The organism is Planctomycetota bacterium (genome assembly GCA_016125255.1).
Classification (GTDB): domain Bacteria; phylum Planctomycetota; class Phycisphaerae; order Phycisphaerales; family Zrk34; genus RI-421.
This window is the reverse complement of the sequence record WGMD01000005.1, coordinates 92,077-116,327: the sequence shown is the minus strand read 5'-3', so window position 1 is coordinate 116,327 and position 24,251 is coordinate 92,077. Positions and strand designations below refer to the sequence as shown.

The 24,251-nt window shown below is 62.7% G+C and carries 24 protein-coding genes; 14 read left to right on the top strand and 10 right to left on the bottom strand.

Going from position 1 to position 24,251, the window contains the following annotated elements; translation table 11 throughout:
- Nucleotides 1-484: 484 nt before the first annotated feature.
- From GC162_06735 to GC162_06725, 3 genes are all read left to right on the top strand, one after another.
- Nucleotides 485-1,629 (top strand): IS630 family transposase gene (locus tag GC162_06735; GenBank protein MBI1368334.1). Its coding sequence is split into 2 segments (ribosomal slippage): nucleotides 485-932 and nucleotides 932-1,629, totalling 1,146 coding nucleotides; the frame shifts between segments, so codons are not numbered across the junction.
- A gap of 141 nt (nucleotides 1,630-1,770) precedes the next feature.
- On the top strand, nucleotides 1,771-2,382 hold the full coding sequence (locus GC162_06730) for a hypothetical protein (GenBank protein MBI1368333.1): 612 nt from the start codon (nucleotides 1,771-1,773) through the stop codon (nucleotides 2,380-2,382).
- A gap of 246 nt (nucleotides 2,383-2,628) precedes the next feature.
- The gene (locus tag GC162_06725) at nucleotides 2,629-3,294 is read left to right on the top strand and encodes a hypothetical protein (GenBank protein MBI1368332.1); all 666 of its coding nucleotides are present in this window, start codon (nucleotides 2,629-2,631) and stop codon (nucleotides 3,292-3,294) included.
- Between the two features lie 442 nt (nucleotides 3,295-3,736).
- On the opposite strand, the gene GC162_06720 is transcribed toward GC162_06725, so the two are convergent.
- The 3 genes from GC162_06720 to GC162_06710 all read right to left on the bottom strand — a co-directional run bounded on the left by GC162_06720 (nucleotide 3,737) and on the right by GC162_06710 (nucleotide 6,808).
- Entirely contained in the window at nucleotides 3,737-4,375 is a 639-nt protein-coding gene (locus tag GC162_06720; GenBank protein ID MBI1368331.1) for a hypothetical protein, read from the bottom strand.
- Between the two features lie 87 nt (nucleotides 4,376-4,462).
- Nucleotides 4,463-5,863 (bottom strand): hypothetical protein, encoded by a 1,401-nt coding sequence (locus GC162_06715; GenBank protein ID MBI1368330.1) that lies wholly within the window; start codon nucleotides 5,861-5,863, stop codon nucleotides 4,463-4,465.
- Between the two features lie 174 nt (nucleotides 5,864-6,037).
- Complete coding sequence (locus tag GC162_06710) at nucleotides 6,038-6,808, bottom strand: hypothetical protein (GenBank protein MBI1368329.1); 771 nt, start codon at nucleotides 6,806-6,808, stop codon at nucleotides 6,038-6,040.
- Between the two features lie 261 nt (nucleotides 6,809-7,069).
- Between GC162_06710 and GC162_06705 the strand changes: the two genes are divergently transcribed.
- The 3 genes from GC162_06705 to GC162_06695 all read left to right on the top strand — a co-directional run bounded on the left by GC162_06705 (nucleotide 7,070) and on the right by GC162_06695 (nucleotide 9,422).
- Entirely contained in the window at nucleotides 7,070-8,188 is a 1,119-nt protein-coding gene (locus GC162_06705; GenBank protein ID MBI1368328.1) for an endonuclease/exonuclease/phosphatase family protein, read from the top strand.
- 95 nt (nucleotides 8,189-8,283) lie between these two features.
- On the top strand, nucleotides 8,284-8,940 hold the full coding sequence (plsY, locus tag GC162_06700) for a glycerol-3-phosphate 1-O-acyltransferase PlsY (protein ID MBI1368327.1): 657 nt from the start codon (nucleotides 8,284-8,286) through the stop codon (nucleotides 8,938-8,940).
- Between the two features lie 155 nt (nucleotides 8,941-9,095).
- Complete coding sequence (locus tag GC162_06695; GenBank protein ID MBI1368326.1) at nucleotides 9,096-9,422, top strand: DNA-binding protein; 327 nt, start codon at nucleotides 9,096-9,098, stop codon at nucleotides 9,420-9,422.
- Between the two features lie 152 nt (nucleotides 9,423-9,574).
- Here the strand turns inward: GC162_06695 and GC162_06690 are convergent, their stop codons facing one another.
- The 3 genes from GC162_06690 to GC162_06680 form a co-directional block, all read right to left on the bottom strand.
- Nucleotides 9,575-9,853, bottom strand: coding sequence for a hypothetical protein (locus GC162_06690; GenBank protein MBI1368325.1), 279 nt, complete (start codon nucleotides 9,851-9,853; stop codon nucleotides 9,575-9,577).
- Nucleotides 9,854-9,887: 34 nt separating this feature from the next.
- Nucleotides 9,888-11,408: an NAD-dependent epimerase/dehydratase family protein gene (locus tag GC162_06685; GenBank protein MBI1368324.1), complete on the bottom strand. Its 1,521-nt coding sequence runs from the start codon at nucleotides 11,406-11,408 to the stop codon at nucleotides 9,888-9,890.
- 170 nt (nucleotides 11,409-11,578) lie between these two features.
- Nucleotides 11,579-12,214 carry an AAA family ATPase gene (locus tag GC162_06680; GenBank protein MBI1368323.1) on the bottom strand — a complete coding sequence of 212 codons (636 nt, stop codon included), beginning with the start codon at nucleotides 12,212-12,214 and terminating at the stop codon, nucleotides 11,579-11,581.
- Here GC162_06680 and GC162_06675 point away from each other — a divergent pair.
- The 4 genes from GC162_06675 (at nucleotide 12,213) to GC162_06660 (ending at nucleotide 17,731) form a co-directional block, all read left to right on the top strand.
- Nucleotides 12,213-14,714 carry a glycosyltransferase gene (locus tag GC162_06675; protein ID MBI1368322.1) on the top strand — a complete coding sequence of 834 codons (2,502 nt, stop codon included), beginning with the start codon at nucleotides 12,213-12,215 and terminating at the stop codon, nucleotides 14,712-14,714. The two genes, GC162_06680 and GC162_06675, sit on opposite strands and share 2 nt — an antisense overlap.
- A 180-nt stretch (nucleotides 14,715-14,894) precedes the next feature.
- Entirely contained in the window at nucleotides 14,895-15,902 is a 1,008-nt protein-coding gene (locus tag GC162_06670; GenBank protein ID MBI1368321.1) for a glycosyltransferase, read from the top strand.
- Between the two features lie 89 nt (nucleotides 15,903-15,991).
- Nucleotides 15,992-16,792 (top strand): tryptophan synthase subunit alpha, encoded by an 801-nt coding sequence (locus GC162_06665; protein MBI1368320.1) that lies wholly within the window; start codon nucleotides 15,992-15,994, stop codon nucleotides 16,790-16,792.
- 123 nt (nucleotides 16,793-16,915) lie between these two features.
- The gene (locus tag GC162_06660; protein ID MBI1368319.1) at nucleotides 16,916-17,731 is read left to right on the top strand and encodes a DNA methylase; all 816 of its coding nucleotides are present in this window, start codon (nucleotides 16,916-16,918) and stop codon (nucleotides 17,729-17,731) included.
- On the opposite strand, the gene GC162_06655 is transcribed toward GC162_06660, so the two are convergent.
- Nucleotides 17,667-18,563 carry a leucine-rich repeat domain-containing protein gene (locus tag GC162_06655; GenBank protein MBI1368318.1) on the bottom strand — a complete coding sequence of 299 codons (897 nt, stop codon included), beginning with the start codon at nucleotides 18,561-18,563 and terminating at the stop codon, nucleotides 17,667-17,669. The genes GC162_06660 and GC162_06655 overlap by 65 nt on opposite strands.
- A 117-nt stretch (nucleotides 18,564-18,680) precedes the next feature.
- On the opposite strand from GC162_06655, the gene GC162_06650 reads away from it, so the two are divergent.
- On the top strand, nucleotides 18,681-19,274 hold the full coding sequence (locus tag GC162_06650) for a hypothetical protein (protein ID MBI1368317.1): 594 nt from the start codon (nucleotides 18,681-18,683) through the stop codon (nucleotides 19,272-19,274).
- 49 nt (nucleotides 19,275-19,323) lie between these two features.
- Here the strand turns inward: GC162_06650 and GC162_06645 are convergent, their stop codons facing one another.
- Nucleotides 19,324-19,944, bottom strand: a complete 621-nt coding sequence (locus GC162_06645) for a hypothetical protein (protein ID MBI1368316.1) — start codon at nucleotides 19,942-19,944, stop codon at nucleotides 19,324-19,326.
- Complete coding sequence (locus GC162_06640; protein MBI1368315.1) at nucleotides 19,928-20,539, bottom strand: inorganic pyrophosphatase; 612 nt, start codon at nucleotides 20,537-20,539, stop codon at nucleotides 19,928-19,930. Before GC162_06640 ends, GC162_06645 begins: the two co-directional genes overlap by 17 nt.
- A gap of 655 nt (nucleotides 20,540-21,194) precedes the next feature.
- Here GC162_06640 and GC162_06635 point away from each other — a divergent pair.
- On the top strand, nucleotides 21,195-21,587 hold the full coding sequence (locus GC162_06635; protein ID MBI1368314.1) for a Dabb family protein: 393 nt from the start codon (nucleotides 21,195-21,197) through the stop codon (nucleotides 21,585-21,587).
- 5 nt (nucleotides 21,588-21,592) lie between these two features.
- On the opposite strand, the gene GC162_06630 is transcribed toward GC162_06635, so the two are convergent.
- A complete protein-coding gene (locus GC162_06630; GenBank protein ID MBI1368313.1) occupies nucleotides 21,593-22,093 on the bottom strand; it encodes a CDP-paratose 2-epimerase in 501 nt (166 codons plus the stop codon).
- A 150-nt stretch (nucleotides 22,094-22,243) separates the two neighbouring features.
- On the opposite strand from GC162_06630, the gene GC162_06625 reads away from it, so the two are divergent.
- Both GC162_06625 and GC162_06620 read left to right on the top strand, forming a co-directional pair.
- A complete protein-coding gene (locus GC162_06625; protein ID MBI1368312.1) occupies nucleotides 22,244-23,554 on the top strand; it encodes a PQQ-binding-like beta-propeller repeat protein in 1,311 nt (436 codons plus the stop codon).
- 52 nt (nucleotides 23,555-23,606) lie between these two features.
- Complete coding sequence (locus GC162_06620) at nucleotides 23,607-24,227, top strand: hypothetical protein (GenBank protein MBI1368311.1); 621 nt, start codon at nucleotides 23,607-23,609, stop codon at nucleotides 24,225-24,227.
- Nucleotides 24,228-24,251 lie beyond the last annotated feature (24 nt).

Below are 24,251 nucleotides of genomic sequence, written 5' to 3'. Positions count from 1 at the left end.
GCGCGCGTCAGCAAGCGGTCAAGCCCGCGTCCAATCACGTTCCTTGACCGCTCCCTCACGGTCGCGGCTCGCGTTGGGAACGCGATTTGATTTGTGAAACCGCTCTATATCGCCGACCCATTTGGGGTTGGTTGGGGATGGCGTCAAAGTTCGATGCCGATGCGGCTCAGCGAGGTAGGGTGGGTCAAGCGAAGCGGACCCGCCACGCGAGGCGTATGATCGTGCGGTGTTTGATCATCGTCGATCGCGACGACGGCATCGGTCGAATCGCTCGGGCGTCGGGAAATTGATGCAAGGCGGGCCTGGTATGAATGGACGATCCACATGCATACGCGCGGCTGCAAAATTAAACATCTATTCGTCTATCGTGGTGGGTCCGCTTCGCTTGACCCACCCTACTAGCCCCTCCACGCTAATCCGATGGGTTTTGTAGCTGCGTGTTCGATCGGGTCGATGATGGGAGTACCTGGCAAGGAGGCCGATCATGGCGATTTCCACCCCGCATCAGTATCCGGTCGAACTGTCCAATGAACAACGTCAACGGCTCGAAGCGATCACGCGCAACGGGCACGCGCCGGCGAAGAAGATTCGCCACGCGCAGGTGCTGCTGCTGAGCGATCGGCGTCGGCCCGAAGGTCGGCTTCCGCGCAGCGTCGTCGCGCGGCTGCTGCACATGCACGTCAACACGGTCGATCGCGTGCGCAAACGCTTCGTCCTCGAAGGCGAGGCGCCGGCGATCCATCGCAAGGTGCGTCTGACGCCGCCGACGCCGCCGAAGCTCGATGGCAAGGGCGAAGCGCATCTGGTGGCGATCTGCTGCGGCGTTCCGCCGGCGGGACGGACGCGTTGGACGCTCAAGCTTTTGGCGGACGAGTTGATCAAGCGTCGGATCGTCACGCACATCTGCGCCGAGACGGCGCGCAAGACGCTTCAAAAAACGAACTACAGCCGTGGCGCAAGCAGTGCTGGTGCATCCCCGAGCGTGACGCGGCCCGGTTCGTCGCGCAGATGGAGGAAGTCCTTGACGTCTACACCCAAACGCACAGCGAAGACGAGCCTTTGATCTGCATGGACGAGGCGGCCAAGCAGCTTCTGGATGATGAACGCGAGCCGCTGGCGATGGCCCCTGGAAGGCCGGTCCGTGAAGACTATCACTATGAAAGACGCGGCACGGCGGCGATCTTCCTGTTCTTCGATCCGATCCGAGGTTGGCGTCGCAGTAGTGTGCGCGACAGCCGTACCCGCATCGACTGGGCGGAGGAAGTGCGTCGTCTGCTCGATGAGGATTATCCCGATGCGCGATGCGTGAAGCTGGTGTGCGACAATCTCAACACGCATGGCATCGCCTCGCTGTACGAAGCGTTCCCCGCCGCCGAGGCGCACCGGCTGGCGCGTCGCTTGCGAATGCATCACACGCCGCGTCACGGCAGTTGGCTGAACATGGCGGAGATCGAACTGAGCGTCGCGCAACGTCAGTGTCTGGACCGCCGCATCGCCAGCGTCGCCCGGCTCGGTGAAGAACTATCCGCATGGGACACCCAACGCAACGCCGAGGCCTGCACCGTCAAATGGCGCATGACCACCGCCGATGCGAGAATCATCCTCCATCGGCTGTACCCACAGGTTTAGAGTGGAGGGTCTACTACCTCGCTGGGGACCATCCGGTAGGACATTCCCGAAAGAATGATATCGTTGGGGCGATAAAGGCAGAACAATTTATCCGTCATAATGCTATGGGAGCAGGCGTGCCGATTCCCGAGGTCGCTGACTATGGGTATTGAAAACATAAGGGGGCCTAAGCTCGAAAGCATTACGCTCCTTGTCAAGTATTGCTGCATCATATTGATGCTTTTTGGCACTGTTTCCTGTAACAAGAAACGAACGTCCAGCACATCCGGGAAAAAAACCGTATCCGTGTACCCAGAACATGATGCGATCCGCATTAATGTTGCGACTGCGGATCACGACCATAATGATTCAGAAGTCAATCGCATTCGCCTTGTCATTGCCATCCGTCAAGTGGATGGAACGATAGATGTTCCGTTGATCCGATGTAAATTGCCTCGATATGGTACTGTTGGGGTACAAAGTGTGGATGACTTGCAGAGACCAATGATTGGCATTCGAAATGAAGGGGAGGTTTTTGTCCTGAATACAACAATTGTTCATAGTTATATATTTGCATTTACTGATGGTGATGGCAAGGAGCCTTGGCGATGTGTAGAAATCGAACGTGCTCATATACAAGAAGGTGTGAGATTACTTGATATTACTGACTCTACGAAGTTCGAGTTGTTATCCACCACGCAATTTGAGCGTGAATTTTGGGAGGCGTATCAGCGAGCCGACCAGCAGTACAATGATTATGAGGATAGTCATTGAGTGAACAAGCGAGGTAGGGTGGGTCAAGCGAAGCGGACCCGCCACGCGAGGCGTATGATCGTGCGGTGTTTGATCATCGTCGATCGCGACGACGGCATCGGTCGAATCGCTCGGGCGTCGGGAAATTGATGCAAGGCGGGCTTGGTATGAATGGACGATCCACATGCATACGCGCGGCTGCAAAATTAAACATCTATTCGTCTATCGTGGCGGGTCCGCTTCGCTTGACCCACGCTACCTCGCTGCATGGATCCCGATGACACGGTTCGCATCGCCGTCGTCGGTCCGCCGTTCCGAGCCGCGGCGGTCAACACGATCCCTCGCGCCGAGATGACGCACGGCGAACTGACTGCGTGCCTGAACACGTGCGCAGCGGTGCTCCATGAACACATCGCGGCCGTGGCGAACCAGCAACCGGTGATTCGCGGGCTCATCGATGCGCGCATTCCCCCGCGAGGACTCTGCGTTCGATTCATCGACCTTCACACGCGCGAGCCCGTCCCCGGCGTGCTTGTGAATCTCGTCGTGAAGGTGTGCGATCAGATTGTCGCGCTGTGCATGCCGCACGTCACTGATGCCGCCGGCTCAGCCGTGTTCGATCGCGCGGAACTCATCAAGCATCTTCGACTCCGCAATCGCTTCAAGCCCATCGACTACGACCCGCGCAACGACCCGCCGATCGAACTGCGCGTCAACACCATGAACGATGAGCAGATTCAAAGCATGTTGGACTTCGTCATGACCTACAGCCACGACATCCCGGAATGGCAAATCCCCGAAACCGTTGCGTCCTGCCTGGAGAACTTTTCCTACCGTCGATATCAGCCCATGTACCGCCCCTTGCCCGACCCGCCTCAAGATGGCGCCCTAACGATCGCACTCTTGAAAACACGAACGTATCACGCGTCATGAGCCAGTCAGTCTGGACTTGCGCCGCTTCGCCCCGAAGGGGCGGCCGCATGTCGCCACGGGTGCAGCGACACCCGGCCAAGCCGGGCGGAGCGGAACCCGTGGGGTTGATTCGTACATGATCTTTTCGCCCCGGCAAGGCGAAGGACTCCGCCGCCCCGCCGGGGCGAGGGATGGGGCGTGACGCGGGAATCGAACCCGGAGGGTTCGGCCAGTGCGGTTTCAACAAATGTGTCGCCACGCATCCTAACGAGCCGCGCGCGTCAGCAAGCGGTCAAGCCCGCGTCCAATCACGTTCCTTGACCGCTCCCTCACGGTCGCGGCTCGCGTTGGGAACGCGATTTGATTTGTGAAACCGCTCTATATCGCCGACCCCTTTGGGGTTGGTTGGGGATGGCGTCAAAGTTCGATGCCGATGCGGCTCAGGAGTTGCGAGTCGGCGCGGTCAGACTGCCGAAGCGAACATTGCGTATCCGACCGCGATGGTCCAAAGGATCAGCAGTGCAATGCAGAAGACCAGGCCGGCGAGGAGCGCCAGTTGACTGAAGGGGCCGGGCCTGCGGTGAGGACCTGTCATCGCTTGAAAGACGGCAAGTAGAATGCAGCCGCCGGGCGTCGGTGGGATGGGCAGGCAATTGATGACTAGATTCACCATCGCGATCCATCCCATCGTTGTCGGGATCGGCGCATTGATCAGCATGTCCCAGCCGGCACGCACGATCTGAGCGCCGCGGTGACGCGGGCTCAGGGCCCCCTCGTACAGATTCACAGCGACCTGCCCAAAATGCGTCGCGAACTCCGCAGGGCCGATCAGGAGCGCCGCGAGCGTCAGCCCGATCACGCCTGCGAGCATGAACATGATCTGATATTGCGGAGCCAGACGATACTCAGGATCGCCATCCCCGAGCGTGACGCTGCATATCAGCGGCAGCAGTCCGATCTGCGTCGGCGTCCCGGCCACGCGGAAGCGAACCAGCTGGAGGATGCCGAGTTTGATGCTTCGGACCGGCACGCCGACCACGCTTACAAAAGTCAGCGCCGCGGCGGCGAAGCAAAGGATCGCCGTCACCTGCCCGAGGTACAAGACGCAGACGCCGCGAAGGATGATCGAGATGGGCGTACTCCTGAGAGGCGACGGTCAAAACGAAGTCGCGCGGAGCCGAACCCGTAGCTACAGGCCGGGGCGACGCCGGCGGCGGAGCAGGGCGAGGGGGGCGGCGAAGATCAGGGCGGCGGTTGGTTCGGGGACGGGAGTGAGGGAGAGCAGGCGCTGCGTCTGGGCCAGGAACTGCGCTTCGGTGATGCCTGTCGGCAGGTCGAACTGCAGCGCCTCCAGCGGGGAGTCGATCCACTGATCGCCCGCCACGTCGAACCAGCCGGTCGGTTCCAGATCCCTGTACGCGTCGGCGAGCGTCATCTGCGCATCGATGTAGCGATTCATGCTCGGATCGTAGACCTGCACAGTGATGAGACTGTCGGGCAGCAGGCGCGGGCCCGAGCCGTCTTCTGCGAGCGTGTAGTACCAGTATTGAAGCGCGCCCAGATCGAACTGCACATCGAACTGACCGGTCTGCGCCGCGATGTCGCTGACGTTTTGGGTGATCGGGGACGACGGAAGCGCCGACGCATCGGCGGCGGCATCGGCGTCGGCGCGAGCTTCGATGCGGAGCAGGTATCGACCCGCATCGAGGACGCCATAGGTGTGAAGATCGATTTCCTTCGCGTCACGCGAATTCCAGATCATCAGGGCGTCGGCGTTGCCTTCCTGATAGATCGCCACATCGAGCCCCATCGCCCCGGCCTTGGCGATCGTCGTCGTCAGATCGAACTGCGTCACCGTCTTGAGATCGAACATTGCCTGGCTCACCACACTCGCCGAGCTATGGGCGCTGCTTGCGGGGGGAAGCACCAATGTATCCAACAGCGGCGGCAGGCCGAAGGGTTTGACCTGCGACGTCACGGACGGATCGTCAGAGATCGGCGGCGTCCCGGCCGGCGGCGCTCCGCCCGCCGATTGCGCGTTGGCGCTCAAATAGACGCCGACTTTGCCCGATGCGGCGAAGCGGCTGTCGGTGGTGCTGGCGGTCAGGTGCGCCACCGCTTCACTCAGCGCGACGGCATACTGACTGGGCAGATACGGATTGACGGCGGGGCCTTCGCCCAGCACGATCTGCGCGAATTGGCTCAGTTCACCGGGGTCGGCCGAAGCATTGATCGAGTCCGCCACGTGATCCGCCGCCTCCGCCCGCGCACTGGCGACCGACCATTGCAGTTGATCGATGAGTAGGACGCTGTCGATGTGCTGGTGGTAAATCTTCGGTTTGACGATGGACGGGTCAGAGGGACCGCCCCCGGTGAAGTCTACTACAAAGCCCCCGGAATCCGAGCCCGACCCACCGGGGTTGTTCGCGGTGCCGCCGCCGCCGTTCCAGTCGGAGGGAAAGATCGTCTGTGTATCGCCGATCCATGTCGGGGCGAAACCCGCGTCAAAGCCGTCCCATGCGGACTGCTCCACCGACAGCGTGCGAAGATCGAGAAGTTGTGCGCTGGCCGCAGCGTGCGTGATCAACATCAAAACGACGGCAGCAAAAAAATGCCTCGCCCGGAAATCCACCATCACTGACCATCCCTTCGGTACGGAGAACTTCGAATCAGAAGTTGCTTTTAGAAGATGTCGCTGCGGGCGTCAATGGTTTTTCCGGGATTTCACCTAAATTTATCAAAGGCGATTCCGTCGCTTCGGGCGTCAGAGTTCGATGCCGATGCGGTGGAGAAGTTGGGGGTCGACGCGGCAGGCGTGGGCGAGGGTTTGGATTTGGGAGTGGTGGTCGTCGGCGAGGGCGCGGCCGCGGCCGGTGATGCCTCGGTTGAAGCGGGTGGCTTTGCCGCGGGCTTCTTCGATGGCGCGGTCGATGCGGTCGGGGGCGAGGTCGAGCTGGGCGAAGTCGCTGATGCGCGACAGGGCGGCGTGCTGGTCGGCGAAGAGTTCCTCGTAGGTGAGCCAGCAGGCGTCGAGTCGCGCGGACGCTTCGTGCCAGGAGATCAGGAACTGAAAGTACCAGGGGAGAGCCATGCGGATGATGTAGTCGGTGCGTTGGGCGCGGGTCATGGCGTCGAAGTTCTGGTGGATATAGCAGACGGGCGAGGCGGGGCCGTCGTCGCGGCGCTGTTCGATGTGGTCGAGCAGGGAGACGACGACATCGTAGAGATTGCGGACGAGGACGATGGGTTTGAGGTCGAACTGCTCGATGAGGTCGAGGTTGTTGTCGGTGCCTTTGACGTGCTGTTGGGTGACAGTGTCGCGGCCGGGGAGTTTGCGGGACATTTCGTGTCGGTCGAAGTTCTGCTCGTTGTGCCCGTAGCATTGGACGAGGCGCGTGCGGGCGAATCCGGTGGCGAGCTGGAGGAGGGTGGTGAGGTAGGTCGAGCCGGATTTGGGGAAGCAGGCGACGAGCAGATGCACGGGCGCACTTCGGGTACGGCTGATGAAACGTCGAAAACCGGCGGGTGCTTTCATCGTGCGTGTGGCTCCGTATGACGCACGGATCGGCAGCGCCTCGGGCCGCGGTTCCGAACGACCGCCGCGATGAACGCACGAACAGAACGCACAACGCGAACACGTCAGCTTAGCGGGATCGGGGGTTGATTAACAGAGGAAATTTGAAAAAAGGGGTGAATTGGGCTGAAATTTTGATGTTTTTTTGAATTGTCGCGCGTGATGGATGCGTACTTGCCGCATGCGCGGTGTTGAACCTAATGTTGATGACCCGCCGGATCGATGCGTCGCGAATGGATTGAGGTTTCATTCATGTCAACCTGGATGCGCTGTTTGATATTGTTGATGATCGGTGCGGCGAGCGCCGTTTGCTTGGGCGGGGCGGCGGAACTGCCGGCAAAATCGCCGGGGACGCTGCGCGTGATGCAATTGAATATCTGGCAGGAAGGGACGCAGGTGCCGGGCGGGTTCGACAAGCTTGCGGACATCATCGACGCGTCCGATGCGGACATCGTCGCGCTGAGCGAAGTGCGCAATTACAAAAAGACCGATCTGCACCAGCGCCTCGTCGAAGCGCTGGCGGCGAAGGGCAAGACGTATTTCGGGCAGTACGTGCCGCAGACGGATGCGGGGTTGATCACGCGCCTGCCGCTTAAGGCCAGCGCACTGGTGGACACGCATCTGGCGACGGACAACGGAAGCATGGCGGGGTATCGGCTTGAACTTCCGGGGGGCAGGATGCTTTTCGTGTGCAGCGCGCATCTGGATTACCGTCACTACGGGGCGTACGAGCCGCGGGGATACGGGGCCAATTCGTTCAAGCTCATCGATGCGGACGGCGATGGGCAACCGGACGCGGCGAAGGATGCGGCGCATGTGCTGAGCGAAGATCGCAAATCCAAACGGCGGGAAAGCATCGGGGCGTTTCTCGCATACCTCAAGGCGAACAAGCTGACGGATCAGCCGGTGCTGCTGATGGGGGATTTCAATGAGGCGTCGCACCTGGACTGGACGGAGGGGACGCGCGACCTTTTCGATCATCACGGGCTTGTCGTGCCGTGGGATTGCAGTCGGATGCTCGCGGAGGCGGGGTTCGGCGATGCATGGCGCGTGATGTATCCGAATCCGGCGACGCATCCGGGGATGACCTGGCCCTCGACGGTTTGTAGCGGGAAGAAGACGACCTGGACCCCTTTGGCGGACGAGCGGGATCGGGTGGACTATGTGTATTTCAACAAGGTGGGGCTGCGGGTGAAGAGCGCGTGGCTGGTTGGGCCGGTGACGTACTGGGTTCGGGACAAGGTGATGGCCTCGGAGGGGGAGGATGCGTTTGTGATGCCCGAGCGGGATTGGCCGACGGATCATAAGGGGGTGTTGGTGGATTTTTTGGTTGGGGAGTGAGTGGAGCGTCGGGGGGGGAAGCGCGGGGCGATGCCCCGCCGCTAAACGGGAAGGCGGCACTCAACGGGGGGATCGCGAAACGGTAAAATGCGGGGATGAACGATACGGCTTGGTGGATCGCGATCGGGTTGGGGTATTTGTGCGGGACGATTCCGTTCGGGTTGCTCATTGGGCTGAGCCGGGGCGTGGACATCCGTCAGCACGGGTCCAAGAACATCGGGGCGACGAACTGCGGTCGTGTGCTGGGGAGGAAGTGGGGGCTGATCTGTTTCGTGCTGGACATGCTCAAGGGTGCCGGGCCGGTGATGGCGGCGGGGTTGTGGTTCGGGGTGATGGGCAAGGGTGATTTAACGATGCAGGAGGCGGGGCGGTGGATGGGCGTGGCGGGGGCGACGGTGTTGGGTCACGTGTTTCCGGTGTGGCTCAAGTTCCGGGGGGGCAAGGGTGTGGCGACGGGGTTCGGTGCGGTGATGGGGATCTGGCCGTACATGACGATCGGGGGTCTGGGGGCGTTGGCGACGTGGCTTTTGTTCGCGGGGGTGTTTCGGTATGTGGGGTTGGCGAGTGTGATGGCGGCCATCTTGTTGCCGGTGTATTTGGTGGTGGCGAGTCGTTGCATGGGTTGGACGGAGGCGCAGACTTGGCCGTTTGTGACGGTGGCGTGCCTGTTGGGTTTGCTGATCGTGGTGCGTCACCGGGGGAATCTGTGGCGTGTCTGGCTGGGGACGGAGAGCCGATTGGGCGGGTCGTGAAGGCGGAAAGTCGCCTTTTTCCCGAAAAATTTTTGCATTTTGGGTTCAAACCCCCTTTTTTTCCGGGAAGTTTGTGGGTATAAGACTCGCGGAAGCTTCGCTATTGGATGGCGAAGCGAAAAAAGTCTCTGCTATTTAGAGCAATGGAGCATGCTATGGCCAAGACCAGCGCAGCGGCAAAGAAGGCCCCGACCAAGGGCGAAGTGTTCAAGCACCTCAGTGACAAGACGGGCGTGGCCCGCAAGGACGTGAAGGCGATTTTCGATGAGCTGAGCAACCTCATCGGCAAGAACCTCAAGAAGACGGGCCCGGGCGTGTTCGCGGTGCCCGGCCTGGCGAAGATCGTCGCCAAGCGCATGCCCGCCGTCCCGGCGCGCAAGGGCATCAACCCCTTCACCAAGGAACCGACCACCTTCAAGGCCAAGCCGGCCCGCACGGTCGTCAAGATCCGCCCCTTGAAGGCCCTCAAGGACATGGTCTAAGCTTCCAGCGCTTACATCATCGATCAAACACAAACACCCCGATGCGCGAGCGTCGGGGTGTTTTGCTTTATCAATCGTGTTCGGTCCTCGTGATCGATGACGAGAACGAGAACGAGAACGAGAACGAGAACGAGAACGAGGAGATTGTCATCTTACGCCGCGCGTTTTTTCGCGTCGGGCATCAGCGGCGTCGCGTCGGCTTCGATGATCGGCTCGGGGTCGCGCGGCTCGATGGTGCGCGTCAATCTTTCAATGGCGAGCTTCGTCGAGGCGATCGCCTTGTCGAGGGCCGCGTCGATCTGTGCGTTGGCGCGACAACGGTGGCGCTGGCTCTGATGGCGCGCCGCGTGCAGGCGCTCCAGCAGCGCCTCCGCCTTGTCGCGCGCGAGGTTGCGCTGAAGCTTCCTGATCGTCCTTGCGTTCATGTCCATGGGTTTCTCTCCTCGTCGTCCGCTTTCTTGCTTCTCACGCCGATCGGATCAGCGGCTCGGGCGTCCGTACCTCGCCGGCGATCGTCGGCGAAACTTCGAGTCGGGGCTGCATCTGCGGCACCGCGCGCTTCAGCGCTTCGAGAATCGCCGCGCGGTCATCGCTGTGACGCAGACGCTCAAACTGCTTGAGCATCCATTGCACGTGGCTCTTTTCCGGCGGGCGCGTGCGGACGATGCGCACGGAGTCGTGCGCGGTCGGCAGCATGTCCTCCGAGTCGTAGCTCAGTTCCTCGTAGAGCTTTTCGCCGGGGCGGACGCCGATGAATTCGATCCGCACATCGCGCCCGGGTTCGAGGCCATGCAGGCGGATGAAACGGTCGGCCATGTCGACGATTTTCACGGGTTCGCCCATATCGAGCACGAAGACGCAGCCCTGCGCGCGATCGAGCGAAGCGGACTGGATCACCAGCGCCGCCGCCTCGGGAATCGTCATGAAATAGCGTGTCATCGCCGGGTCGGTCACGGTGAGCGGCCCGCCCTCGGCAAGCTGCTGGCTCCAGATGGGCACCACGCTGCACGCCGACCCGAGCACATTGCCGAAACGCACCATCGAGCAGATCGTGTCGGTCGTCTGCGCGATGTGCTGCACGTACAACTCGGCGGCGCGCTTGGTCGCGCCCATGACGCTCGTCGGGTTGACGGCCTTGTCCGTGCTGATCATCACGAAGCGCTCGGCTCCGCAGGCGACGGCGGCGTCGAGAATCGCGCGCGTGCCGAAGAAGTTGTTGATCATCGCCTCGCGCGGGTGGTCCTCCATCATGGGCACATGCTTGTGCGCCGCGGCGTGGAAGATGACATGCGGCTCGTGCAGCAGGCACAGGTCCATGCACCGTCGTGCATCCGTCACGTCATGCAGCAGCACGACGCGCGAGACCTGCGGCGCTTCGGCCCGCAGAACGCGGTCGATTTCGAACAGGCCGTTCTCGCTGCGGTCCATGAGCACGATTTTTGACGGATTGAATCGGGCGACGATGCGGGCGATATGCGAGCCGATGCTTCCGCCGGCGCCGCTGATCATGACGCAGCGGTCGCGGAGCGTGCGGTCGATGGCCGCTTCGTCGAGCGGGCGTGCGGGGCGATCGAGGAGGCGGGTCGTGTCGATCGGGCCCACGTGCTGGCCGATGCGGCCGTCAAGCTGATCGGCGAGCGTCGGCATGCGGCGAACGGTGACGCCCAGTTCATCGAGCTGCGCGATGAGGCGCTGCGCGAGGCGATACATGGCGACGGGGATCGACACGCAGGCGAGGTCGATATGGTGGAGCCGAACAATCATGTCCAGGTCCTCGGCGGACCCGAGGACGGGGATGCCGATCGCGCCGGCGTGATGCTGCACGGGGGCGAGGGCGCAACCGACGACCTGCGCGGCAATCGGCGTCCCGCGAAGGACGCGACGCATCTGGCGCACGGCATCGGCGGGACCGATGAGCAGCACGCGCGCGGGCGCGGTCGGCGGCACGGGCTCGGGAGAACCGAAAAGACTCGACAGAATCGACACAGGCGCCCTCCATGACGCGGTGGATTCGCTACAAACGGCTTATTCGCTATCGGCGAAATCGGGGGGGTCGGATGAATGGAAGACGCGAGGTTGCGGTGTTTAGCGGCGGGGCATCGCCCCGCGCTTTGACGGATCGAAGCGCGGGGCGATGCCCAGCCGCTAAACGCCGGTCACAAACAGCGCTGGATCAGGTGGCGGACGGCGTCTTCGGGGCTCATGGTGGTGACGTCCAAGACGTGATCGGCGACCGCGCGGTACACCGGGTCGCGCTGGGCCAGAACGGCGGTCACCTCGTCGACGCCCCCCGCCAGCGGCGTCAGATTCGGACGCGTGGCGGCCGTGTCGGCGTCGGCGGCGATGCGTGCGGCGAGCACCTGCGGCTCGCAGTACAGGTACACCTTGATCGCCCGGGCCGACTCGAGCGCCGTTCGGGCGGCCGGCTGCATCACCGTTCCCCCGCCCAGCGCGATGACCTGATTATCCTTGGCGAGCAGTTCGGCGGCGACCGTGCATTCCATATCCCGGAACGCCGGTTCCCCGTGTTTTTCCCAGATTTGGCGGATCGTCAGGTCGCCAAACCGCTTGACGACGACCGCATCGGTATCGACGAAGTCGCGCCAGAGGGCGTTGGCCAGCTTCTTGCCGACCGTGGTTTTCCCAGACCCGCGATATCCGAGCAGAACGATGTTCATGGTCCTCACAATTAACACATTGCTCACGCCGAACTGACCGTCCGGTCGCAGGTCCGGTTCGATAATTGATTCTATATCGGACCTGTCCCGCCCGGCCCTTTGGGGAATCGTCATGACCAACGCCACGGACCCGTTCACGAGTCGAGCCGACCTGCATGTGCACAGCCGCTACTCCGACCGGCCCAGCGAATGGCTGCTCCGACGCGTCGGCGCGCCCGAGTGTTTCGTCGAGCCGATGGAGGTTTATCAGCGGGCTGTGGCGGCGGGCATGGACTATGTCACGATCTCCGACCATAACAAGATCGACGGCGCCCTGGACATCGCGCATCTGCCCAACACGTTCATCTCCTGCGAAGTGACGACCTACTTCCCCGAGAACGATGCGAAGATGCACATCCTCGTCTCGGGCATCACCGAAGAGCAGTTCAAGGTCATTCAGGACCTGCGCACGGACATCTACGCCTTCCGCCGCTTCGTCGTCGGCGAGAACATCGTCACGACGGTGGCGCATCCGCTGTTCCTCGTCAACGATCGGCTGACGCTCGATCAGTTCGAAAAGCTCCTCGTGCTCTTCAATCGGTTTGAGCTGATCAACGGCACGCGCGATCCGCGGGCGACGCAGGTGGTCGAGGCGCTCTTGAACCAGCTCACGCCGCAGATGATCGACGATCTGGCGACGAAGCATGACATCGAGCCGCTGGGTCCGACGCCGCACCGCAAGCTGCTGACCGGCGGGTCCGACGATCACTCGGGTCTGTACGTGTCGAGCGCCCACACCGTCACGCCGCACGCCGACAACGTGCAGCAGTTCATCGAGCATCTGCGTCAGGGTCGCCACGAGCCGGCGGGCCGAAGCGGATCGAGCGTGCATCTGGCGCACTGCTTCTATCAGATCGCCTACGGGTACTACAAGAATCGCATCCTCGGCAATGGCTCGGGCGCCGGCGGGGCGAGTCTGCTGGGCGAACTGTTCAAGCGTCTGCTCGAGCCGCCGGCGACGCCCGCCACCGGACCGGCGGCGCTCGTCCGCGGGTACGTCGGCGGATGGGTCTGGCGACGCAAGAAAAAGAAGCTCAGCGAAACCGAAGTCATGCTCGCCGAGGAATTCGCCACGCTCTTCTCGATCAACGGCAAACGCTCCCCCGCCGCCCCCGGCATGCTCGCCAATGGCGTCGCGCGTCCGTCCTCCGCCACCGAAGCATTCGAAACCTCGTGCGCCCTGGCGCATCAGCTTGGCTACGCGTTCCTCAAGCGTTTCGTGGACAAAGTCAGCAGCGGCGATCTGGTCAAGAGTCTCGAAGCCGTCGCCGCGCTGGGCCCCGTCGCCGCCGCCATCACGCCCTATCTCGCCGCCTTCAAGACCCAGCACAAGGACGAGATGTTCATCCGCAAGGTGACGCGCCACTTCGACCTGGACGAATCGCTCGATGCGCGCGGGCCGGGACGGGCTTGGATCACCGACACGTTCGATGATGTCAATGGCGTGAGCCGCACGATCCGCACGCTCGCCGGCGTGGCGCATCAGCAGGGCCGCCCGCTCACCGTGCTCACCAGCGTCAATGATGAACCCGCGGCGGACTTCGAGCTGGTGAACTTCAAGCCGATCGATCGCTTCTCGCTGCCGGAGTATCCGCAGCAGAAGGTGGCCTTCCCGCCGTTCATGCAGATCATCGAGTACATCGAGCGCCGCCGCTTCGGTCAGCTCATCCTTTCAACGCCCGGCCCGATGGGGCTCATCGGTCTCGCCGCCGCCAAGCTCCTGCAGCTTCGCACGATCGGCATCTACCACACCGACTTCCCCAACTACATCCGTCACATGACCGACGACCTGGGGCTCGAATCGCTGACCTGGCGGTACATGACCTGGTTCTACGATCAGTGCGACACGATTCTCGTGCCCAGCGAATACTACCGCCGGTATCTCATCGAGCACGGGTTCACCGCATCGAAGATCAAGATCCTCCGCCGGGGCGTCGAGACCCGCCGGTTCCATCCGCACCAGCGGGATGACCAGTTCTGGACCGACCGCGGCGGGCGCGCCGACGCCACGACGCTGCTCTACACCGGGCGCGTCTCGACGGAAAAGAACGTCAACCTCATCGTCGAAGCATTCGCCAAGCTCGCCGCGACGAATGACCAGGTTCAGCTCGCCATCGTCGGCGACGGCCCGCTGCTCGAGCCGCTGCGCCAGCGCTGCCGGGGGATCAGGAGCGTGCTGCTGCCCGGTTACATGGAAGGCGCGGAATTGGCCCGGGCGTATGCGTCGTCGGATGTGATGGTTTTCCCCTCGACGACCGACACGTTCGGCAATGTCGTGCTCGAAGCCGCCGCGTCGGGATTGCCCGCCATCGTCTCCGACCGCGGAGGCCCGCAGGAGATCGTCGGCATGCACGACTCGGGACTGATCCTCGACGTGTCCGACGCGCATCGCTCCGTCGACCGGCTCGCGGAGGCGATGGACAAGCTCGCGAACGACGCCGCCCTCCGGTTGCAGCTTCGTGAACGGGCGCTGCGCACGGCGTCGCAGATGAGCTGGCCCAGCGTGCTCGAAACCCTCTGGGCCTGCGGCGAAACACGCTCGACCAAGCCGGCGGCGATGGAGTCCATTGTCTGATTCGTATGACTCTTGACACGAAGACACAAAGACACAAAGGCACAAAGGCACGAAGGCACGAAGATTGATCCTCAAATGATGAGGTGTAAATCCGATGTTTTAACTGAACTGCGGTTCCTCCTTCGTGTCTCTGCGTCTTCGTGTCTTTGTGTCAAAACCATCCGCACGAACTGAAACCCTATGAAAATCGCACTCATCTCCGACGCATGGCGGCCGCAGGTCAATGGCGTCGTTCGGACGCTGACGAATCTGACGCGCCTGCTCGAACAGCTCGGGCACGAGATGCTCGTCATTCACCCGGACCTGTTCCGCACATTCCCCTGCCCCAAGTATCCGTCGATTCATCTGGCGATCGCGCCTTATCGCAAGACCGCGCGGATGCTCGATGAATTCAAGCCCGATGCGATCCACATCGCCACCGAAGGTCCGTGCGGGCTGGCCGCGCGCCGCTACTGCCGGCGACGCAAGCTGATCTTCACGACCAGCTATCACACGCAGTTCCCCAAGTACCTCAACATCTACATGGGCCTGCCCGAGTCGCCGGGGTACAAGTACCTCAAGTGGTTCCACGGCCGGGCGGTGCGGACGCTTGTCCCCACCGAGTCGATGCGCGCGGAACTGAAAGGTTGGGGTTTCGCCAACGAGCTGGTCATCTGGGGCCGCGGCGTCGATCTGAGCATGTTCCATCCCGGCGCGAACGGACACATCAATGTGCCGCGCCCCTTGTTCCTCAATGTCGGTCGCGTCAGCGGGGAGAAGAACCTCGATGCGTTCGCGAAGCTGGACCTGCCCGGCACGAAGATCATCATCGGCGAAGGCCCCGTGCGCCCGAAGCTTCAGGAGCGCTATCCCGATGTGATGTTCCTGGGGTTTCTGGAAGACGAGAAGCTCGCGGAGTATTACGCCGCGGCGGACGTGTTCGTGTTCCCCTCGCGCACCGATACGTTCGGGAATGTGATGCTCGAAGCGATGGCGAGCGGGACGCCGGTGGCGGCGTACCCGGTGACGGGGCCGGTCGATGTGGTGAGCAATGGGCAGACCGGCGTACTGGACGAAGACCTGAAGCGCGCGGCGATGGGGGCATTGGCGCTGAACGATCGGGCGGCCTGCCGACGGTACGCCGAGTCGCTGCCGTGGTCGCGGCTGGTCAAGCAGTTTGAGAATTATCTGGCGCCGATTCAGAGGTGACGGGGAAAGCACGCCGCGAGCGGCGTCGCTAAGCGGAGTCGCAGGCGCGGATTCGTCATTGACCGCCCCGCACGCTATCCTGTTCGACCATGAATCGGATCGAATCCATTTTCGCCGACCTGCGCAAGACCGGCCGCACCGCCCTGATGCCCTTTCTCACGGCCGGTTACCCGACGCTGGAAGCGACGGCCCTGACGCTCCCGGCGCTCCAAACCGCCGGGGCGAGCATCTGCGAGCTGGGCATTCCCTTTTCCGATCCGATCGCCGACGGCCCGGTCATCGCCGCGTCCATGACCGAAGCCCTCAAACACAAGCTCCACCCCGCTGACATCTTCGCCATGGTCAAAACGGTTCGGCCCAAGCTCAACATGGGCCTCGTCGCCATGGTCAGCTACACGATCGTGCATCGCATCGGCGTGTCGAAGTTCGTGCAGCTCGCGCACGATGCGGGCATGGATGGGTTCATCTTCCCCGATCTGCCGCTGGAGGAAGCGGCGGTCGTGCGCGAGCCGGTGACGGAAGCGGGCATGATCAGTTCGCTCCTCATCGCGCCGACCACACCCGACGACCGCGCCGCCGCCATCGCCAAAGCATCGACCGGCTTCGTCTACATCGTCGCCCGCACCGGCATCACCGGCGAGCGGGCCGAACTGCCGCCCGATCTGACCGATCGGCTCAAGCGGCTTCGCAAAGTCACCGACCTTCCGCTGACCGTGGGCTTCGGCATCTCGACGCCGGCGCATGTCCGCAGCGTCACACAAGTCGCCGACGCCGCCATCGTCGGCTCGGCGCTCGTCAAGTGCATGGGCAAACACAAGGACGCCGCCCCGCAAGTGATCGCTCGCGAAGCGGCGGCGTTCGTCAAGGATCTCGCCGGCGGACTTAAGTGATTGCATTGATCCCCGCCTTCACCTGACCCATGGCAAATGTCTGATGCCGATTGACCATTGCGTGGGTCCATGGTCTTGGGTGATGGGTGAATGAACGAGGGGTCTTGCGGTACACTCATCAGCATGAAATTCAACAAGCCGCCTGTTCGCATCGAGCCGACCACGCTTTGGGATTACCCCTCCCAACACTACGGCGACACCACGCAGGGCGACCCCAACTACCGCGGCGCCACGCCCAGCTACGTCATCTGGAATCTTCTGCAGCGCTACACGCGGCCGGGCAATCTCGTGGTCGATCCGTGCTGCGGGTCGGGGACGACGCTCGATGTGTGCAAGGATCTGGACCGCCGCGGCGTCGGGTTCGATCTGAGCCCGCAGCGCGACGACATCGTCTTCGCCGATGCGCGGCAGCTTCCGATGAACAGCGGCCTGGCCGATTTCGTGTTCATTGATCCGCCGTATTCGACGCACCTGGAGTACTCCGACGATCCGCGCTGCATCGGCAAGCTGCATGTCAAGGACGGGTACTACGAGGCGATGGAGCAGGTGTTCAGCGAGATCAATCGCGTCCTCAAGCCGGGGCGGCACATGGCGCTGTATGTGAGCGATTCGTACGAGCACGGCAAAGGGCCGGGCAAGGGATTTCACCCGCTGGGCTTCGAGTTGTTTCGCCGGCTGCGCCGGCTGTTCGTGCCCGTGGACATCATCAGCGTCGTGCGTCACAACAAGACGCTGGAGATGGGCAACTACCGAAAAGCCGCGGAGGAAGGCAACTTCTTCCTCCGCGGCTTCAACTACCTGTTCATCCTGCGCAAAGGCGGCTCGCCCAAGCCCGGCGGGAAACCCGTCAAGAAAGCCGCGCGGAGTCGGGGCGCTACTCGACCCGGACGCCCGCCGCGCGCAGGCGGTTCATCTGCACGCCCCGCGCCTCGACGGTAAGCGGGTTGCCCGACAGGTACAGCCGCAGGAACGGCGCGAATCGCTTCGGTCCCGCCGCGTCTTTTTCCGCCGCCGTCGCCAGTGCGTTCAGGTCCTTGATCTGGTTGTCCTGCAGGAGCACCAGGCGCAGCTCCGTCAGCGATGTGAGCGGCGAGAGGTCCTTCAGTTCGCTGCCCGCCGCCTCGAACGTCGACAGATCGTGCAGCTTGCTCACCACGTCGATCGAATGCAGCGGATTGCGACCCACATACAGCGACCAGAGCTTCGTGAGCGAACCCAGCGGCGAAAGATCGCTGATGCGATTGTCGCTCAGCCGCAGCGTCCGCAGATTCGTCAGCTTCGCAAGCGCTTCGACATTCGCCACGTGATTGGCCGACAGATCCAGATACTGAAGCGAATCGATCTTCGCCAGCGGCGAGGCGTCGACGATCTGGTTGTGCGCGAGCGTCAACGACTGGAGCATCTTCAGATCCGTCAGCGGCGAAAGGTCGGCGATGGCGTTGCCCGACAGATCGATCTCGGCGAGCGCCCGGCAATTTTCCAGGCCGCGCAGGTCGTGAATGTTCATCCCCTTCCCGTCGAGCCGGGCGATGTGCGCCACATCCTCAGCGGTCAGCGGCTCGGCGTTGTCGCGCTTGGCGTAAACCTCCTTGCGGACGGCGGCTTCGAGCTGCGGATCGGGAAAGATGCTCGCCGGGGCCCCCGGATTACCCGCGAGAACGGGCACGACGGGCGCGAAAAGGGCGGCAAACAGCGTGAAAAATGCGGTGATTCGTGACATGGGCGACGCTCCTTGTTCATCGTGACACAAAGACGCAAGCGCGACACGCATCGCGCGATCAATCAGTTGTAACGCCGCCCCGAATCGCGCGGTTCTTTTTTACATCACGAAAAAACCATTTAGCGGCGGGGCTTGCCCCGCGCGGCCGCCGATTACAATATCCGCGCCATGATCCTCGCCTTCCACAGCATCTTCACCGCTTACGGATTCTGGCTCCCCAATGACCCGCGCGGAACGTGGTCCGACTTCGTGCGCCAATGGGAACTGTTCCTGCACGGCAAGGCGACCACCATCGACACCCGCCGCTCCGTCGCGCATCGACCGCATGATCAAAACGCCCGTGAAGCCGCCAAAGAAGCGCTGATGTACCCACCCGTGACATTCACGGGCGAACAAGCCCTTTCGATCTCCCGCGGTTTCGTCAAGGCAATGGAAGACAGCGGTTATGTGCTTCACGCCTGTTCGATCCTGCCGCGTCATGTGCATCTGGTCATCGCGCGTCATCCGCGCAACATCAAGCGCATCGTCGGCCACCTCAAGGGCGCCGCCACGCATCAACTGCACGAAGATCGGCGGCATCCTTTGAACGGTCAGATGACAAACGATGGCTCGACGCCGTCCCCTTGGGCGAGGAAATCATGGGACGTATATCTGGATTCGCATGAGGCGGTGCGTCGGGCGGTTCGATATGTGCAGGACAACCCGGTCAAAGAGGGGAAGCCGGCGCAGCGGTGGTCGTTTGTTCGGGATTACGAAGGTTAACGCCGCGCGGGGCAAGCCCCGCCGCTAAATGGGGGGCGCGGGGGGGTGTTTATGGGATGGCCTGGAAGGAGAAGTTCTGGCCGCCGACGGTGGCTTCGTACATGAGGCCGCCGCGTTCGATGGTGAAGACCAGGACGCTGTTGGCGTAGTCGGCGTGTCGGGCGGCGCCTTCGGTGGCGGCGACGGCGGAGGCCTGTGCGGCGAGGGCGAATTCGCCGCTCTTGAACTGTCGCACGGCCGCGTCGGTCTGGAAGAGGATCATCTCGCGGTAGGACTGCCCGCCGAGCTGGAATCCGATCGTGCCCTGCGAGAGGTCGCAGTAGCCGGTCATCTTGCCGCGTTCATAGAGGATGCCGCGCCCGTAGGCCCCGCCGACGCCGACCCCGCCTTTGCCCACGGACGGGAACACCGCGTAACCGGCGGCCCGGTCCATGACCTGCTGGAGCCCCGGGTCTTTCGCTTCAAAAAGCTTGATCGTATCCCCGGCCTCGGCGACGAGCGTGCTGCGCTCGGCGGCGGACTTGGGGGCGGTCGAACAACCCGTCCCGCCGGCGATGACCAACAGACCCAACGCGATCAGTGAAATGTGGCGAAGCATCGGCGACCTCCATGCATGAGTCAACATCCTGCACGAGTATAGTCGCCGAATCGGCTCACTGTCCGAATTCATCCTGATAATCCGCCATCGCCGCCTCGACGACCGCCATCGCCTCCTCCCGGCCGTAGGTCGCTTCGATCGTCATCTGCGACCGCTCGCCGGGGACCATTTTGTACGTGAGGAAATAGTGGCGGAGGCGTTCGACGAGCGGCTGGGGCAGATGCTTGATTTCACGGATGCCCTTCATGACCTGATCGTTGTTGAGCACGGCGATGATCTTGTCGTCGGCCTCGCCGTGGTCGGTGGCTTGAAGCCCGCCGATGACGCGCGCGTGCAGAAGGATTTCCGAGCGGTTGATCGGCCGTTCGGACATGACGCAGATATCCAAGGGGTCATGGTCGCCGCGTTCGGCGTTGGGGTTGAGCTTCCCGACGCGCGTGCCGCAGTAAGTGCGGGGGATGAATCCGTAGAGCGTCGGCGGCTGGGAGCTGGAGCGCTGGGGGCGATCGACGCGCAGATAGCCGGTCGACTTATCGATTTCATACTTGACGAAATCGAACGGCGTCAGCTCGATGTACGCCTGCACCACCGCCGGGGCTTCGGGCCCGGCGTCAAGCCCGTGCCACGGATGCGGACGCCAGCGGAAGAACGGCTCTGGAAAACCCATGTGGACCTCGACTTTCTAAATCACCTGGCGAGCGACCGTTTGTACACGCGCCCCCGGAAAATGACAAGCCGCCGGCATGTTGGGGATGGATGAGTGCGCCCCGACCGGCCGGTTGTGTTGTTCCGGTACACTTGCCTCGCCGCACTGGCGCATCGTGGTACTACAATCGGCACAATCGATAACGCTGTTAATCAGGCCCTGTCGCCATAGCTTGCCGCGAAATCGCCACTTACGACGACCTTCGGATAGCCGCCGAGTTTGGCACGCACTTCGCTTAAGTGTCTCCCGAAGATGAACACCGGCCTGACGGCGGGCCGGATCGGAAACGGCCTCGCATTGAAGGGATGATCCGATGACTTACGATCGCATCCAGATTCGTCACGCAGCCATGGCGGGCATGATCGTGCTCCTGACCATCGCTTACCTGAGCCACGGCCTGACCGGCATGTGAGCGGCGGCGAAGTCGGAAAAAATCAACCACCCGTCGACTGAACCTGTTGCAACCCAGGGGATCAGTCAGCGGAAAGATTCGGAAGCAGAGTTGGCCCGTTCACCGGGCCTTTTCTGTTGCGCGAAGGTTGCGTCCGATGGCCTGTTCGGTAGACTGCCCTCCGCTTCGTTCACCCATTCACCGCGGAGGTCTGCGATGTTTCAAATGATGCTGGTGTGTGTGATGACGCTCGCGCTTCTGGCGGGCTGTGCATCCAACTCGTGCTGCAAGATGGACGGGACCTGCCAGACGACCGGCCTGTATCGCCACGTCGTGTCGTTCAAGTTCACCCCCTCGACGACGCCCGAGCAGATCGACAAGATCAACGCCGCCTTCGCCGAACTGCCCAAGAAGATCGACACCATCCGCGGATTCGAATGGGGCACGAACGTCTCGCCGGAGAATCTGGCGGACGGGTTCACGCATTGTTACATCGTGACGTTCGACGACCCGGCGGGGCTCAAGACGTACCTGACGCACCCGGCCCATCTGCAGTTCGTCTCGATGCTCAAGCCGCAGCTTGAGAAGGCGTTCGTGATCGACTACATCGCCCGCTGATCCAATCAGGCGGAGAAGGATTCGGCGTTGGCGAAGTGGTCGGCGATGACGCGGCTTCGGTAGGCGAAGATTTTCGTCAGGTCGCGCTTGATGAACAGGGCGTGCAGCAGTCGTCCGCCGGGGCTTCGGTAGTCGACGTCGTCTTCGAGGCGCGTGCCGCCGTCGTGTTCGATGAAGCGGTGGCGATGGACCCATTGGTGATACGGGCCGCGCTCCTGCTCGTCGACGAACCCGTAGGGCGGGTCCCACTCGGTGATTTTGGTGTGCCATCGGACGGGGATGCCGTGCAATCGCAGGCGGTAGTCGATGGTCTGCCCGGCGAACATGGCGATGGGCAGGGGGGTGAGGATGTGAAAATGCAGCCAGGGGGGCGTGATCTTCCGCAGATTGGCGGCGTCGGCGAAAAAGGCGAACGCGACATCGACGGGCTGATCGACCCATTGTCGAACGCTCAGCCGGTACGCGCCGTTGGTGCGCCGATAGATTTCCAAAGTGACATCTTTCATGGACTAGGAAATCTACAGCGCCCCGCGGGTCGTGCCGGTAAGGGGTTGCCCTAATGCAATGATCATGGGAAAATCCGCGTCCTGCCCGGTATCGCAGCGAAGTTCCTCTATAATCAGTCCGTTTTGACCTGTTGCAGAAAGGTTCATCTCATGCGGCAACTGGCGAAAATCACGATCGGGATGGTGTGTGTGTGGGCCCTGACGCTTTCGCCGGCGGCCCGGGGAGCGGACTGGGCCAACTGGCGCGGGCCCAATCACGACGGGTCGAGCCCGGAGACGGATCTGCCCGTCGAGTTTTCGCAGACCCAGAACGTCAAGTGGGCGGTCGATCTGCCCGGGCCCTCGGCCGCGACGCCGATCATCACCGGCGATCGCGTGTTCATCACCAGCTCCAGCCCCGCGGACAAAAAGCTTTTTGCCATGTGCTTCGACCGCACCAGTGGCAAGCTGCTCTGGCAACAGCAGGTCGGCACCGGCTATCAGCATCCCTATGACAACCGCTCGACCTTCGCCACGCCCTCGCCCGTCACCGATGGCAAGGTCGTCATCTTCCTCTACGGCAACGGCGACCTGGCGGGGTTCACGGTGGAGGGGAAAAAACTCTGGCAGCGCAATCTGCAGGACGACTACGGCCAGTTCACCTACCAGTGGACCTTCTCGGCGAGCCCGACGATTCTCTACGGCCAGCTTCTGGTGCAGGTCCTTCAGCGCGATCAGCCGGTGCACGACATCGGCAAGGACGGCAACGAGTCGTACATCCTCGCCCTCGAACCGGCGACGGGCAAGACGATCTATCGCCATGTCCGCCCTAGCGACGCGAAGATGGAGTCGCACGAGGCGTACTCCACGCCGATGCCATTTGAGAAGGACGGCGTCAAGCAGTACATCGTGCTCGGCGGGGACGTGGTGACGAGCCACGAAGCCGACACGGGCAAGGAGCTTTGGCGCTGGGGCACATACAACCCGGACCACCGCGAGCAGTGGTGGCGCGTCGTGCCCTCGCCGGTCATCGGCGACGGGATCATTCTGGCGTGCGCCCCCAAGAAGGCGCCGATCTTCGCGGTGCGGGCGGCGGACGGAACGCTGGCGTGGCAGAGCGAGGACCGCGGGCCGCTGACGAGCGACGTGCCCACGCCGCTGTTTTATCAGGGGCGCTTCTTCATCATGTCCGACGTGCGGAAGGCGCTTTCGCGCGTCGAGCCGGCGACGGGCAAGATCGAATGGTCCATCGAACTGCCCGGCCGATACCTCTGGCGCGCCTCGCCGACCGGCGCCGATGGGCATATCTACTGCGTCAACCATCATGGCGAAGTCATCGTCGTCGACCCCGCCGACGGGAAGATCGTCGCACACAACATGCTCGGCAAGGAAGATGACGACGGCATCTGCGCCTCCATCGCCGTCGCCAACGGCAACCTCTTCGTCCGCACCAACAGCAAGCTGTTCTGCGTCGGCCGCTGACGCGCCCGCCCGTTCAGCGAGGCGCTCGCGGCCAGTTTTCAGGAAGTGAACCATGACGTACCGCAACACCACCAAAATCGCCCAGCCCGATCACGACATTCTGCCCATCATCGCCGACCGATTCAGCCCGTACGCCTTCGACGGCAAGCCCGTCGAGCGCACGAAGCTGATCGCCTGCCTCGAAGCCGCCCGATGGGCCGCCTCGTCGTTCAATGAGCAGCCCTGGTCCTACATCGTCGCCGAACGCACCGACGCCCCGGCGTTCGCGACCGCCATGAGCTGCCTCACCGAAGCCAATCAGGCCTGGGCCAAACACGCCGGCGTGCTGATCCTCACCACCACCAAGCGCACCTTCTCCCGCAACAACACGCCCAATCGCGTCTGCGAACACGACCTGGGCCTCGCCGCCGGGAACCTCTGCGCGCAGGCCACCGCGCTCGGCCTCGCCGTGCACCAGATGGCCGGCGTCGACCTGCAGAAAGTCCGCATGACCTACAAAGTCCCCGAGGGTCACGATCCCATGACCGCCATCGCCATCGGCTACGCCGCCGACCCGGCGACGTTCGCTGACAAAGAACTGGCCGGTCGCGATCAGACGCCGCGCCCCCGAAAGCCGCTGCCCGAATGGGTCTTCGGCTCCAAGTTCGGCGAAGCGGCGTCGATCTTCAAATAACGCCCCGCATCACCCGGCCTGCCG